The organism is Defluviitoga tunisiensis (assembly GCF_000953715.1).
Taxonomy (GTDB): Bacteria; Thermotogota; Thermotogae; order Petrotogales; family Petrotogaceae; genus Defluviitoga; species Defluviitoga tunisiensis.
This window is the reverse complement of the sequence record NZ_LN824141.1, coordinates 1,343,715-1,358,390: the sequence shown is the minus strand read 5'-3', so window position 1 is coordinate 1,358,390 and position 14,676 is coordinate 1,343,715. Positions and strand designations below refer to the sequence as shown.

16 protein-coding genes are annotated in these 14,676 nt (G+C 31.1%); 7 read left to right on the top strand and 9 right to left on the bottom strand.

Going from position 1 to position 14,676, the window contains the following annotated elements; genetic code table 11:
* The first annotated feature begins 25 nt into the window (after positions 1-25).
* Genes DTL3_RS06225 through DTL3_RS06200 form a run of 6 tightly spaced genes read left to right on the top strand, consistent with a single transcriptional unit; the run spans position 26 to position 4,928 of the window.
* Positions 26-1,087 carry an ABC transporter permease gene (locus DTL3_RS06225; protein ID WP_045088657.1) on the top strand — a complete coding sequence of 354 codons (1,062 nt, stop codon included), beginning with the start codon at positions 26-28 and terminating at the stop codon, positions 1,085-1,087.
* A complete protein-coding gene (locus tag DTL3_RS06220) occupies positions 1,084-2,034 on the top strand; it encodes an ABC transporter permease (RefSeq protein WP_045087976.1) in 951 nt (316 codons plus the stop codon). The genes DTL3_RS06225 and DTL3_RS06220 overlap by 4 nt, the downstream gene beginning before the upstream one ends.
* Positions 2,035-2,078: 44 nt before the next feature.
* Positions 2,079-2,756 (top strand): ribonuclease HII, encoded by a 678-nt coding sequence (locus tag DTL3_RS06215; RefSeq protein ID WP_045087975.1) that lies wholly within the window; start codon positions 2,079-2,081, stop codon positions 2,754-2,756.
* A gap of 38 nt (positions 2,757-2,794) precedes the next feature.
* Entirely contained in the window at positions 2,795-3,799 is a 1,005-nt protein-coding gene (locus tag DTL3_RS06210; RefSeq protein WP_045087974.1) for a peptidyl-prolyl cis-trans isomerase, read from the top strand.
* A gap of 11 nt (positions 3,800-3,810) precedes the next feature.
* Positions 3,811-4,116, top strand: a complete 306-nt coding sequence (locus DTL3_RS06205) for a metal-sulfur cluster assembly factor (RefSeq protein WP_045087973.1) — start codon at positions 3,811-3,813, stop codon at positions 4,114-4,116.
* Positions 4,117-4,121: 5 nt separating this feature from the next.
* Positions 4,122-4,928: a N5-glutamine methyltransferase family protein gene (locus DTL3_RS06200; protein ID WP_045087972.1), complete on the top strand. Its 807-nt coding sequence runs from the start codon at positions 4,122-4,124 to the stop codon at positions 4,926-4,928.
* On the opposite strand, the gene DTL3_RS06195 is transcribed toward DTL3_RS06200, so the two are convergent.
* The 3 genes from DTL3_RS06195 to cysC form a co-directional block, all read right to left on the bottom strand.
* Positions 4,915-5,682 carry a translation initiation factor IF-2 N-terminal domain-containing protein gene (locus DTL3_RS06195; protein WP_045087971.1) on the bottom strand — a complete coding sequence of 256 codons (768 nt, stop codon included), beginning with the start codon at positions 5,680-5,682 and terminating at the stop codon, positions 4,915-4,917. The genes DTL3_RS06200 and DTL3_RS06195 overlap by 14 nt on opposite strands.
* A gap of 29 nt (positions 5,683-5,711) precedes the next feature.
* Positions 5,712-6,323, bottom strand: coding sequence for a DUF4897 domain-containing protein (locus DTL3_RS06190; RefSeq protein ID WP_045087970.1), 612 nt, complete (start codon positions 6,321-6,323; stop codon positions 5,712-5,714).
* A 310-nt stretch (positions 6,324-6,633) separates the two neighbouring features.
* Positions 6,634-7,239 carry an adenylyl-sulfate kinase gene (gene cysC / locus DTL3_RS06185; protein ID WP_231853952.1) on the bottom strand — a complete coding sequence of 202 codons (606 nt, stop codon included), beginning with the start codon at positions 7,237-7,239 and terminating at the stop codon, positions 6,634-6,636.
* A gap of 318 nt (positions 7,240-7,557) precedes the next feature.
* Here cysC and DTL3_RS06180 point away from each other — a divergent pair, with 318 nt between their 5' ends.
* Positions 7,558-8,316, top strand: coding sequence for a ZIP family metal transporter (locus DTL3_RS06180; RefSeq protein WP_045087968.1), 759 nt, complete (start codon positions 7,558-7,560; stop codon positions 8,314-8,316).
* 13 nt (positions 8,317-8,329) lie between these two features.
* Here DTL3_RS06180 and DTL3_RS06175 read toward each other — a convergent pair whose 3' ends face one another.
* Genes DTL3_RS06175 through DTL3_RS06150 form a run of 6 tightly spaced genes read right to left on the bottom strand, consistent with a single transcriptional unit; the run spans position 8,330 to position 14,656 of the window.
* The gene (locus tag DTL3_RS06175) at positions 8,330-9,796 is read right to left on the bottom strand and encodes a GGDEF domain-containing protein (protein ID WP_045087967.1); all 1,467 of its coding nucleotides are present in this window, start codon (positions 9,794-9,796) and stop codon (positions 8,330-8,332) included.
* Between the two features lie 3 nt (positions 9,797-9,799).
* Positions 9,800-10,957: a 2-oxoacid:acceptor oxidoreductase subunit alpha gene (locus DTL3_RS06170; protein WP_045087966.1), complete on the bottom strand. Its 1,158-nt coding sequence runs from the start codon at positions 10,955-10,957 to the stop codon at positions 9,800-9,802.
* Positions 10,958-10,989: 32 nt separating this feature from the next.
* Positions 10,990-11,199, bottom strand: coding sequence for an ATP-binding protein (locus DTL3_RS06165; protein WP_045087965.1), 210 nt, complete (start codon positions 11,197-11,199; stop codon positions 10,990-10,992).
* A gap of 15 nt (positions 11,200-11,214) precedes the next feature.
* Positions 11,215-12,351, bottom strand: coding sequence for a sodium ion-translocating decarboxylase subunit beta (locus DTL3_RS06160; RefSeq protein WP_045087964.1), 1,137 nt, complete (start codon positions 12,349-12,351; stop codon positions 11,215-11,217).
* A 30-nt stretch (positions 12,352-12,381) separates the two neighbouring features.
* Entirely contained in the window at positions 12,382-13,689 is a 1,308-nt protein-coding gene (locus DTL3_RS06155) for a hypothetical protein (RefSeq protein WP_045087963.1), read from the bottom strand.
* A gap of 46 nt (positions 13,690-13,735) precedes the next feature.
* Positions 13,736-14,656 (bottom strand): glycosyltransferase family 4 protein, encoded by a 921-nt coding sequence (locus DTL3_RS06150; RefSeq protein ID WP_045087962.1) that lies wholly within the window; start codon positions 14,654-14,656, stop codon positions 13,736-13,738.
* Positions 14,657-14,676 lie beyond the last annotated feature (20 nt).

The window sequence follows — 14,676 nt, the reverse complement described above, 5'->3', positions numbered from 1 at the left end:
AGTAGCAAATGTAAAAAATAAATGGATGTCTTTTTTAGTTCCTGCCTTAGCAGTGTTGGTTTCTTTACTAATTGCGGCAATAATTATCTTATTTATTGGCCAAAATCCTATAAAAGCTTATGGCGTTATGTTAAAAGGAGCTTTTGGAAGCCGTATTGCTTGGGCTGATAACATAACAAAAATGACAAGTTTGCTATTGACAGGTTTGGCAGTAGGATTTGGATTTAGGGCAGGAGTTTTTAATATAGGTGCTGAGGGTCAAATGGCAATGGGCGGTATTTTTGCGATGCTAGTTGGTCTAAATATGGGGAATGTACCTCCCGTAATAGCTATACCTTTGACCATTCTTGCAGGTATGCTTGGTGGTGCCTTTTGGGCATCTATTGCAGGCTGGCTTAAGGCTCAAACTGGAGCTCATGAGGTTATCACAACCATCATGCTTAACTGGATAGCCTACCACCTCACTAATTATTTGGTTTCTGGACCCTATACAGTAGGAATTGGAATTCCTAAATCTCCTGAAATTGCAAAAAGCGCTCAATTACCTCCATTGCTTACTGCTCAAGCATCGACTGTACCTTCTGGCATTATTATTGCCATAGTAGCAGCTATTGTAATCTATATTGTTCTTGATAAAACTACGGTAGGGTATGAAGTTAAAGCGGTTGGATTTAATCCCTATGCGGCTGAGTATGGAGGAATTTCTATAAGCAAAAATGTAGTTTTAACAATGGCTATTTCTGGTGCTTTGGCTGGCTTAGCTGGTGCTTTGGAGGTTATGTGTGTACACCACCGTATATTCGGCGCTTTTACAAGCGATAGAGGATTTGATGGTATTACAATTGCACTAATTGGTCAAAATAATCCTATTGGAATAATTTTTTCTTCTTTCCTAATTTCTTCTTTAAGAGCGGGATCTAACTCTATGCAAACTGTAGGAGTTCCTGATGATATAATTGTTATTGTCCAAGGTATTATTATATTCTTTGTTGCTGCTGACAGAATAATAAAAACATGGATTATTAAAGCATCAAAGTTAGGAAAAAATAAAAAATCTCAAGCTATCAAAGGCGGTGAAGAGGCATGACTTGGATTCAAGCTATATTTACTGCTCTATCTACACCTTTATTTTATAAATTAACAATCCTCTCCGCTCTTCCATTAGTTTTTGCAGGAATAGGGGGAGTATACAGTGAAATAACCGGGGTCACAAATATTGCCCTAGAAGGAATTATGAAATTAGGTGCTTTTATTGCCGCTGTTTTTATCTTTTATACTGGGAATCCATGGATTGGATTAATTATGGGAATGATCGGTGGTCTGGTATTAGCCTTTTTACACGCATATGTTTCAATTGAATGGTCTGCAAATCAGATAGTCTCCGCAACAGCTCTTATTCTGATTGCACAAGGTATTGTAGGATTCCTGATGAAGCCAATATTTGGTCAAGAAGGTCAAACTGATTTTCTTACGAAAATTCCCATGGTAAAAATTGAACCTTTAAAAAATGTCCCTTTTATAGGTGAAATATTTGGAGAAATTAGCGCATTTTTCTATATTGCTATTGGTGTAATACTATTTTCTTGGTTTTTATTATATAAAACTCCCCTAGGTTTAAGAATGCGAGCTGTTGGTGAAAATCCTTTAGCAGCAGATACTCTTGGGGTAAATGTAAAAGGCATCAGATATTTTGGTGTATTAATGAGTGGTGTGCTTGCTGCCTTAGGAGGTATGTATATTGCGATAGGTGATGTTGGACAATTTCAAGAATTAATGCCTGCAGGAAAAGGTTTTATTGCTTTAGCTGCAATGATATTAGGAAACTGGAATCCTGTTGGTACTATGTGGGCTGCTCTTCTTTTTGGAGCTGCAGATGCTATGAATATACAGCTGCAAACTCTTATGGAACTTCCATCAGAAACTAAGGCTTTACTTAACTTACTGCCTTTTGTGTTAACAATCATAGTAGTTGGAGGATTTATAGGAAAAACTCGTTCTCCTGCTTCAAGTGGAGTTCCATACGAAAAAGAATAGTATGTTTGTCTTTATAAATATAGAATACTCTTATACGAAGAGTTATGAGGAATGATCCAAACATGGATAATTTTATAGAATACTCTTACTTCAAAGATTATGATTATTTGATAGGAATAGACGAAGCTGGAAGAGGTCCTCTCGCAGGACCTGTTTTTGTTGGTGCCGTAATTATTGATAGTCCTTCAGATCTAAAATTATTAAGTAGTTTAGGTAAAGATTCAAAAGCATTAACTCCTAAGGAAAGAGAAAAAAGATATCTTTTATTAAAACGTGATTTCAACTGTTTAAGTTACTCTTCTTCGCCTCAGCTAATTGATAAAATCAATATTTTAAAAGCAACTCAAATAGCAATGATAAACCTTTTAAAAAATGCAATCAACGGCAATCCTCATAAATATTTTACACTTGTCGATGGTAAGTTTTTTAAATTACCTTATCAATATGAATGTATAATAAAAGGAGATCAAAAATCTCATTTGATTGGGGCAGCTTCAATTATTGCTAAATATGAAAGAGATATATACATGATTGATTTACATAAAGTTTATCCACAATATGATTTTGAAACTAACAAAGGTTATCCAACAAAAAAACATATAGAAAATATAAGAAAATTTGGTATAATATCTGAGCACCGAAAAACTTTCAATCCTATTAAACAATTCCTTAAAGATGGAATTTTACAAGAAGCTAGTGAAATTAATAATCAACAATGTTAAAAATAATTACATTAAATTTTAGTTTGGGAGGAACTCCTATGAAAAAGAAATTCATCATAATCATGTTAATATTTTTATTCATTCCTACATTATTTTCGGCAAGCATACTATACGAACCACTAGACCAAGATACCTTTGCCATAGTCAACGGAGAGAAGCTTAGTACTGAATTGCTTAATTCTAGGTCTCAAGTACTTTATATTTTGCTTGATTTAAAAGACAATTATCCAGACTTTTATTCGGGATTAACTAACACTGCCACTGGCGTAGAATTTCTAAATACTTATCTAATAGATCAAGCCATGAAGATTTCAAATGAGGTACTTTTCATCCAATTTGTTGAACAAAAGGGTGTAAATTTAAATCGAAATGAAGTTAAAAGTAATATTGAGTCTAAATTTTCTGAAACTTTTAAAGAGTTGGAGATTCAAGATGATGAAATTGAAAAATATTTATTGTATTTAGGTTATACTTCAAAAATTAATTATATTGATGATGCTTATTATTCAACTTTATACATTAATTCTATATCAGCCCTGTACAATAAGGTTCTTGAAGAGATTGAATTATCTGATGATGAAGTTAAAGTTGAATATGAAAATAATAAATCAAATTACATGTCTCCTCCAACTGCCGATATAAAAGTTTTAATTTTTGCTAGTGAAGAAGAGGCTTCCTTTACTTATAGTAGGATAATAGATGGTTATTACACATTTGATGAAGTTTATCGACAATCAGATAATCCTTTGTTAACAATTAGAATAGATGATGACACAAATTCTTTGGTTAAAATTATTAAAAGTAACCCCCCGGGATATGTTTTTGGACCAGTTTTATATGACAGTTTTGAAGGGACCTATGCGTTAGTAAAAATTGAGAAAAAGAATCCTGCTCGTATATTAACTTTTGAAGAGGCGAACCCTCAAATTATTTTTAACCTAAAAGACAAGAAAGCTCAAGAATATTTTGATAAGGTTTTACCAAAGGAATTTCAAGATTTTCAGGAAAGATCAACCATTATTTTTAATTCAGCTTTATTTTGAGGTGATTTGATATGAAAAAAATTGATAAGGAAACTATAATTAATTCTTTAAGACAAGTATACGATTTGGAAATAGGTTTTGACATTGTTTCTTTGGGTTTGATTTACAATGTTGAAGTAGATGAAAATAACAACGTTCATATATTGATGACAATGACTACACCAATGTGTCCGTTAATTGGACTGATTGTAGAAAATGCGAAAGAAAAGGTTAAAGAAATCGAAAATGTTAATGACGTTGACATTGAACTAACTTTTGATCCTCCTTGGAATCCAGAGATGGCTAGTGATGAAGTGAGAATGTTGTTGGGATTGTGATAAAAATGAAACTAATTCAATTAATTAATCTATTTAAGGGGGAGGCCAAGGTCTCCTCTTTTGAAATTTTAAAGGCTATATCTCTAATAGAAGGAAAAGAAATTTCTTATTATCTACAAGATTCCGAGTTAGAGATAAGTGAAGAAACATTCATAAAAATTAAAAAATATTATTTGGATAATTATCCTTTAGAATATTTGACAAATAAAGTTAACTTCTTAGGACTTGACTTTTTTGTCAACGAAAACGTTTTAATTCCTAGAATAGAAACAGAGGATCTAGTTCTTATCGCTTTAGAACTCATAAAAACAAAGCAAATAAATAATATAGCAGATATTGGCACAGGTTCTGGAGTAATAGCTATTACCATTAAAAAAAAGCTCCCATACGTAAACGTATGGGCAACTGACGTTTCTCTAGAAGCGTTAGAAATCTCCAAACTAAATGCAAACAAATTAGGGGTTTTTATAGATTTTAGACATGGGGCGTTTCTTGAACCTTTACTTGAGGACCTTTCAAAAATTGAACTAATTATTTCTAATCCACCTTATGTAGAGTCTTTCTATATAGACAAATCTCATCAATTACAATATGAGCCCAGGATAGCCTTAGATGGTGGAAAAGATGGCTTGAATTTTTTTAGAAAACTTACAATGTATTCAAAATATCTCAAAGATAAACGTCTGTTGTTAGAAACAAATGAATTTAACACTAATCAAGCATGCGAAATACTGTCAAAAATTGGTAAAACAAAGATTATACAAGATTCATTTGGTAAAAATAGATTTATTTTAGTTTCTAATCTTGATTAAATAAACTTAAAACTAACATTATTTCTCCTACTCCAATCTTTAGTTCTTTTCCTATTTCTTGAGGACTCAATCCTTGTCTATGTAAATCAATAATCTTTTCTTTTTTCCCTGATCCCTTACTAGTATTTATTCGCTCAACATCGACTATTTGTTCATCTTCAACGTTGCTAGAAGGCATTTCCTCATCTATTTTGATCGCCTGTTCTCCCAAAATTTTGCCCTTGATTAATGTTTCTTCTTCTTTTGACAATTTCTGTAGATGATTATAAATCTGTATCTCTGTTTCTTTATTTATGAAATTAATTAAATCCTTAGTATCCATATTAATTTCTTTAGATAATTCGTAGACTCTCTTTCCACTATCAATTCTTTTTAGTTCTTTTTTGTTATGTTTCTGCTTCTGTATTATTTCGTAATTATCAGAATTTAACTTTTGACGATTTTTGACAATTTCTTCTCTTTTCTGCTCCGTTAATCTACTCTCAAGATCAGAAAGCAAAGAGTATGTTTTAGCATACGCATCATCTAAGTCCTTCAATAATTGGTCTACTATTTCTATTTTGTTGTCTAAAGCTCTCAGCCTTGTAGAGGTAATTTTTTGGAAACGAGCCAAAAAAACATTTCCTTCCTCATTAATATTATTCTGAGTCTTGACTTGACTTTCTTGTACAGATTTAATAAATTTGAACAAAAAGAATATATTAACTATAGATAATATTATCGAGACAAATACTAATATAAATAATAATACCAAAAGGCATTCCCCCTTAGGTATACAAACCTTTATTCGACAACAAACTGTACCGTAGGATAGTTTCTCGTACCAATGTAGGAATAAGCAATAGTATTTTGTTCAATATAATTAGGATCCGGTTCGACACTAACAACCTTCCAATGTTCTGGAAAACGTATTGTAACCTTAACATTTTCATTTTCTCCGCTTAGAAGTTGATTTGGTAAAGAAAATTCAATAGTTCCATCTTCTTTCTCAATTACGAATCCTTTCAATTTGACTGTCTCATCAACATAGATAAAAGGATATTCGGATTCAACAGCGGAATCATACGACAACACGACAAAATCTCTAGGAACTTGCTTTTCCAAATTATCCAGAGTCTCCTGAAACATCGTTAATTTTTCTTCATCTGAAGTGCCAAAACTTGACACCAATGTACTAAAATCCTTTTCTCGCTCGACTTGTATATCAACTTTCGTTGAAAAATCCACACTTAAATCTTCATAAATATTAAAGTCAATAACTCTCGAAACAACATGAAACCTTGGCCTCATATTTCTGTACATGAAAAATTGAAACACAGACAATCCTAGAAAAAATATTATAGTTATAATAATAAAATTAAAATTTTTATTTTTTTTCTTATCAGTTTCTGACATAAATTACCTCCTATTAATACGCTTTTTACTTACTTTAGAAATCCTATAATCCGTAATATATATATTTTCTATTTGATTTTTTTACAAAATACCATCCTACTTCTATTACTCTCTATCGCTTTATTTCTTTAATCTTTTTGGTACTTATACTAATAATGCAGATGGAGCTCCGCCCTGGACCCACTATAAAGTCACTATTAGGCTTTTGCTCACTCATTAATTTATTTAATTATTTTTTACTAAAATCTTAATGATAACTTTGAAAAGTATTCTAAAATTGACTCTTTTTAAAAATAGTTATAATATATATTTAAATGATTCCTTGAGCTTTTAAATATTCCATAACTTTATTAACCGACTGATCAATAGTTTCTTTATCAGTTTCTAATATAAGCTCAGGATTGTCAGGCTCTTCATAAGGTGCAGAAATTCCTGTGAACTCTTTTATTTCTCCTCTTAATGCCTTCTCATACATCCCTTTTGGATCTCTTTTCTTTAGTACATCTATTGGACATTTAACGTACACTTCAATAAATTCATCATTTTTAACTAGATATCTCACCTTTTCTCTATCTTTTTTGTAAGGAGAAATAAATGCTGTTAATGCTATCAATCCTGCATCTGAAAATAACTTAGCAACTTCACCTATCCTCCTAATATTCTCCTCTCTATCTTCTGGAGAAAACCCTAAATCTTTATTTAATCCATGTCTAATATTATCTCCATCTAAGACATAAGCAAGTTTTTTCTTTTCAAAAAGCCTCCTTTCAACTTCACAAGCTATTGTGGACTTTCCTGAAGCCGAAAGTCCCGTGAACCATACAATAACTCCTTTTTGACCTAAAAGTTTTTCTCTATCCTCTTTTTTTATCTTTCCTTCATGCCAAAAGACATTTTTTGGTTTGTTTCGTTCCAATGCTATACCTCCATCCATAGAATGAGTTTATGTAAATAATTTTAAATACTGATAAATAAACCTAAAAACTAGTAGAAAACACACAATGAATAGATATTATTTAAATATTATACATTTGAATAATATATTCATTATTGTTTCTTCATATATTATATCAAATATATCAGTTAAATTCAGCATTATTATCGATATCTTTTTAAAATTTATTGATTTTTCCCTTGATTTTGTGCTATACTATCTTTCAGAATAAGGTACATTATCTCATTAATTTTTTTATCTACACATAATAATATATTTTAATAATAAAAGGATGTGGCAATGTTGACTAATCTACAAATATGGTTATATGGAACTATATCAAGTCTTATTGCAGGTTTAGCAACAGTAATTGGTGCCATACCTGTTCTGTTTATGAAAAAAGAATTGAATGAGAAATCAATGGACTTTCTTCTTGGGTTTGCTGCAGGAGTTATGCTTTCTGCAACTATGTTTTCGTTAATCGTCCCTTCTCTTGAACAAGGAGGGATATTAATCACAATTATAGGAATTTTAACCGGCTCAATAGTTATAGATTTGTTTGATAGATTTGCCCCCCATGAACATTTTTTAAAAGGTCACGAAGGACCTGAAGCAGCTAAACTTAAAAAAATATGGCTTTTTATTATTGCTATAACCCTACATAACTTTCCTGAAGGGATGGCGGTTGGAGTTAGCTTTGGTGGGGGAATGATATCTAATGGAATTTCATTAGCATTAGCTATTGGTCTACAAAATATACCTGAAGGAACTGCAACCGCTTTTTCATTGCTTCAAGCAAATTACAGCAAAAAACAAAGCTTTTATTGGACATTATTAACCGGACTAGTAGAACCGTTAGGAGGTTTGTTAGGAGCTTCATTAGTTGTTCTGATGGAACCACTTTTACCTTTTTTCCTATCTTTTGCTGCAGGAGCAATGCTTTACGTTATAAGCGACGAGATAATTCCCGAAACACATTCACATGGAAATGAAGAAATAGCCACCTTTTCTCTAATAATAGGTTTTTTATTAATGATGGCACTTGATGTTATATTTTGATAACTCAAACAACTTAGAAAATTAAATCACTTTTCCCTTTTTGCTTTACCTCATACAATTTTTTATCAGCATCATCAAAAAGTTGGCTAATATTACTGCTCTCGCCATAACTAACACCTGCAGAAAATGTACAATTAGTTGCGGCGAAAAATTGCTTTTGTAATCGTTTTATAACATTAACAACATTCGTTTGAGAAACATCATGTAAAATTACTACAAACTCGTCTCCACCGTACCTAAATATTTTATCAGTCTTTCTCAAATTTTTTTTAGCAATATTTGCAAAAGTTACCAATATTTCATCACCTTTTTGATGACCATGCTTATCGTTTACATCTTTAAAATTATCTAGATCCAAAATGGCTATAGCGATAGATTGACTTTTTTGATAGCTTAACGAGGATATGTACTTTTCATAACCTCTTCTATTACCGACTTTAGTAAGCATGTCTATTTCTGCTTCTTCTTTTAATAAATTCAACGAAATTTTATTTTGCCACATTATGGCACTTTGTTTAGCAAAATAATCCAAAATTTCTAATTGTTCATCAGTTATAGGTTTACCATCATATCTGTTATCACATAAATAAAAAGCGATGTTCTCTTGCGAAATTTTTAATGGTGAAAATGCAATTTCTCCTCTCAAGCCTAGCGCATGAACCAAACTTTCGTCTAAATTACTAACAGGAGATTTAATTGTAGCATTTTTTTCAAAAGCTTTATTTAAAAGTTGATTTTTGAATAGAACTCTCTTTCTTATAGAAATTGATTTAATATTTTTTTCTAAGTTTGAAAAGTACTCCATATTGTTGGTATATCCTTGTAAATAAGGTAATATATCCATTTCTAAGGTTTCAAAAGCATCATATACCATGTGGGCTTCTGATTCATCTGCAGGACCTAGAGCTCTATGTACTCTAAAATCATTTCCATCCTCTTTAAATAGAATGGCTCTATTAAACGCACCTGCAAAACCTCCGGTAATTCCAGTCATTGATGCATATATCATCTCATCTACCGATGACTCAATATCATAACTTCTTTCAAGAATGATTTTTGAAGTTTTAAAAACACTCCCCAATTTGGCTGAATTTAATAGAATATCGGTTAAAATAACTGATACAATAGGTTTTGAACGCTTTATAATTTCATATACTAGATAAACCTCATCTTTTATTAAAATCTCATAAGTTAAAATCACTTTTCCTGCTTCGCCTGGCATATCCAACATAATTCTCTGTTGGGAAATATCTTTTATTTCTTGAAAACTCATAATCTTAAATAATTTAAAGGAATTACATATCTTTAAAAATTTATATAGATTAGAAGGAACCTTTTCAGGATCTTCATTGATATCAACATACACATTAATTGAAAAAAGAAATAGATCACAAAATCTATTTAAAACATATGTAAGACCCGGATTAATATAAGCTCTTCTTATTTTTTTTATATATTTTGTTGGAATTTCATTTGTCATTTTCTACATCTCCGATATTTGAATCCACATCTTAACAATCACATCTAAAATCTCTTCGGATGTTATCAACTTTCCTGTGGTTTTAGTGAGTGATTCTATATGTCTGTTTGCCTTATTTAGTCGTGAAATTTCTCTAACATATTGTCCTTTATTCATTTCTGGAACAATAATTATTTGAGAATTTTTTAAAAGCATTTTCAATCGTGAAGTTGGTAAAGGCCACAGTGTAATAGGTTTAAAAAGGCCAACAGGAATTTTATCAGATCTCGCCTGTTTAACAGCTCTTAAAGCACTTCTTGCAACACTTCCAAATGCTATAACAACTATCTGGGCATCTTGAATCAAATACTCATTATAGATAGATATTTCTTCAGCATATAATCTGATTTTAGCATCAAGATGCTCTAAAACTTTTGCAATACGATTGGGATCACTAGTGGGAAATCCACTTTCATCATGAAACAAACCCGACACGTGAAATCTAGTTTTTCCCATTTCTACTAAAGGATTTACTAACCTTTGATAATTCATATCATAAGGTAGAAAAAGTTCATCCTCATCTAGTTCCCTTTCTTTTAACCTTTCAATTATTCTGGGATTTTCTTTGTCATAATCAAAGTACACATTTTCTCTCATATGTGCCAACGTTTCATCTAAAGCTAAAATTACAGGAGTTCGATACATTTCGGCATAATTAAAGGCCTCTATTGTATAGATATAAACCTCTTCAACAGTTGAAGGATAAAGTGCAATAATTTGATGATCTCCATGTGTTCCCCAACGAATCTGCATTATATCTCCTTGAGACGGATCTGTTGGTGATCCTGTGCTAGGACCGCCCCTCATTACATCTACAAATACAGTTGGTACTTCTGCCATTATGGCATAGCCTATAGCTTCTTGCATCAATGAAAAACCAGGTCCACTAGTAGCTGTCATTGATTTGGTTCCAGCAAGTGAAGCTCCTATTATTGCAGATGCACTTGATAATTCATCCTCCATTTGAATAAAGGTACCTCCGACTTTTGGTAGTTCTCGAGCCATATATTCTGCAATTTCTGTAGAAGGTGTAATTGGGTATCCAGCAAAAAAACGACAGCCAGCTTTTATCGCAGCCATGCCTACAGCTTCGTTGCCTTGTAAAAAAAGCATCTTACCCATCGAATCACCTCTTTTTCTAAATAAATCTATTACTATTCCACTAATCTAACATCAATTGCAAAATCCGGACACATCCTTTCACACTGAAGACATCCTGTACATTTAAGAGGATCAGAAATTTGAGGAATATCAAATTCTCCTTCAACTATAGCTTTAACAGGACAAATCCAAGAACAAATTCCACATCTCTTGCAGTAATTATAGTTTATTACTACATTATACAATTTCTTTGTGGATTGCACTATATTTATCCTCCTTTAAAGAATACTTAAGAAAAAACCTGCAACAATAGCAGAACCTATTACTCCAGCGACATTTGGTCCCATTGCATGCATCAAAATAAAATTCCCAGGATCTGCCTCTTGAGCTAATCGTTGAGCAACTCTTGCAGAATCAGGAACAGCTGAAACTCCTGCAGCTCCGATCAATGGATTTATTTTTTCCTTAGAAAATAGATTCATAAATTTTGCAAAAATAATTCCACTGGCTAAAGAGCTAACAAAAGCAAATGCTCCCAAAAGAATGATTTTTAACGTACCGAGAGATAAAAAAATATCAGCTGTAGCCGAAGCACCTACCGAAAGCATAAGTAAGATTGTAACTGTATCACAAATATACCTAGACGCTGCTTCTGCTAATCTCCCCGTCAATCCAGTTTCTTTTAGAAGATTTCCTAACATTAACATACCAATCAAAGGTAATGTTTGGGGAACTATCATAGAAACTAATATTGTTGTTAAAATTGGAAATATAATTCTTTCTTTCTTTGAAACATTTCTTAGTTTTTTCATTCTAATTTTTCTTTCTCTCTTGGTTGTCAATAACTTCGAAACTGGTGGTTGTAAAATAGGAATGAGAGAAATATAAGAATAAGCTGCAATAGCTATTACAGATAACATATCAGGAGAAAATTTTGAAGCTAGATATATAGCTGTAGGTCCATCCGCCCCACCAATTATAGAAATAGATGCAGCTGCACGCAAATCAAAACCTAATAAACTTGCCAGAATAAAAGTAATAAATATACCGACTTGTGCTGCTCCACCCAACAATATTAACCTAGGATCTGCAATCAAATATGAAAAATCTGTTAAAGCACCTATTCCAAGAAATATTAAAGGGGGGTATATTCCCAATTCCATTCCTTGTTTAATATACCACAATAAACCACCCGGTTGACCATTTTGAGGAGGCAAAAGGATTCCTGTCAATTCAGGAGGTATATTAGCCATGATCATTCCAAAACCTAGCGGGATTAAAAGAAGAGGTTCAGCATGTTTTACGATAGCAATGTAAATAATACCAAGACCAATGGCAATCATAACAATTTGTGACCAATTTATGCTTGCAAAGCCACTATTAGAAAAAAAACTAAAGATCTCATTTAGAGACATTAGCTTACCTCCTGAAAATATTGTGGAATGTTAATTTTTAATGAATTCCATCATACTCTTTCCTTTTTTATAGATTACTTCTTTATACCATTTTTTATAATCATTTAATACTTTATCTTCAGAAATCTCATAAATGTCTTTTAAATCATTTTCCATATCTATTTCATCAAATATTTGAGAAAATAATTCTTTTTTTAACTTAATTTGATCAATCCCATATGCATTTACTAAATCTAACAGAATTTCTTTTTCAAATTCTTTCTTACTTTTAAGATTGTTAAATAACGCAGAGATTTCATTTATTAAATTTTTGACGCCCATTAAATACTTCCTTTTTATTTCTTCGTCCAAACTGTCATCAAACATAACCCTATCCATAAAATCCATAAATTCTTCCTCTAACTCTAAGAAAATATCAAAATACTCATCTTCATAAGTATTATCTATACTATATAATTCTTCTGAATCATTTATGCTATCTTTAATTTCATCTTCAAGTTCTTCCATGTTTTTTACGCTGAAATCTATGTCTAAATCATCAACATCTTCATCAAAATAATAGAAATCATTTTCATTTCTTAAATTAGAAAGATAATTTGCATAGCTTTCTAGATCTTTTTGAGCAGTTATATTTCCAACAATGTCATTTGGAGAAATGTCAAATAAAGAGAAAAATTCATCAGTAATTCCTAAAATATCTTCATAATTTACTATTTCTAGTTTTTCTAAAATTTTATTGTAATAAGGAGAAGATTTTTGGGTTATAGTCGGTAGAACCGCAACTCGAAAATTATTTGTCTCATTCAAAAGATTTTTATAAAAGTTTCTTATGCCTTTTTCATCTGTTTCTATATTTAAATCATAAAAATTGCCATAATTTCCGTGACTGAAAACCAAATGGTGCTCTATAATACCTTTTTTTAATTTCTTTAAATAAACGAACACTGATTCACTTGATTCATTTAAAGCATATACCAAAGATTCTTCTGTTATTATTTCTGCAGTTCTATTTTCTTGTTCGGTAGATAACAAGGAGATAACACTTTTCTTACTTGATTTAAAAAATGTGTTAATCCTAAAAATGGTCAAAATTAAAGGAATATATTCAATATCTATTTTTAGTTCTTGTAATTTTGTATTATCTCCCTCATCTTCGAGATTAAATTCGTTGTTTAACCATTTATAATTTCCAAATCTGCCTTCTATTTCATATGTATATTTTTCGAAAAGTTCTGGACCTTTTTCGTTTTTTATTGACGTATCATCAACAAATATTTTTTTTACCCAGGAAGGACGCAATTTCATAAAATCACCATAAACACCCTTTAATATAATCATACTAACACCTCTTTTACATCAAACATTTCAAGTAATTTTTCACTTATCAAAATTGATATTTATATAATTCAAAATGGTAGCCAATAAACAGGAACACTGCTATCACTATTATAACACCTATAACTTGAAAATCCCAAGCTATTAGGCCAATGATTCCAAAAACAAAAGAGATTATATATGTAACAAGTGAAACTTTTATTGGAGGAATGTTGTATTTTTTTCGAATTTTATCATAGATGTGTTCTTTGTCTCCCAAAAAAGGAGATCTTTTATTTAAAAGTCTTCTTAATACTGCATAAAATAAGTCTACAAAGAAAAAACCAGTTATTATAAGCGATATAAAATAACCTCCTCTGCCAGATTTTCCAGAAAGAAATGAAAATGAATAAAATAACATAAATCCAAGAAGATAAGAACCAGCATCCCCTAAAAAGATTTTTGCAGGATAGAAATTATACAATAAAAATCCCATTATTGCTGAAACAAAAATTAATAAGTCATAGTTTTTTGAAATCACAGCAAAAAAAATCAAACTAATTACTACTGTACCTGCACATACTCCATCCATTCCATCTACCATATTTACTCCATTAACTAAAGCTATACCTGTTATCACAAGCAAGACAAAATGATAAGGATTTCTTATTCCTCCAACCATATACACTGCCATAGAAACAACTAAGAACTCAGATATTAGTCGCAAAAATGGAGAAACATTTTTCATATCATCATACAAACCAATAAATGTTAAAATAGAGGCTGGTAAAATAAAACCTATATCAAGAATATAAAAAGGTAATATTGATAAAAATATTGCTATTCCACCTAAATAAGGGGTAGGAGATTTATGTGATTTCAATTTATTATCAGGCTTATCAACAATATTGTACTTTTTTGCTATTTTTATCATCAATGGTGTTAAAACAACTGATAACACAAATGCGGATATAATTTTAACAAAAGTCATATATTTTCCTCTCTCTACTA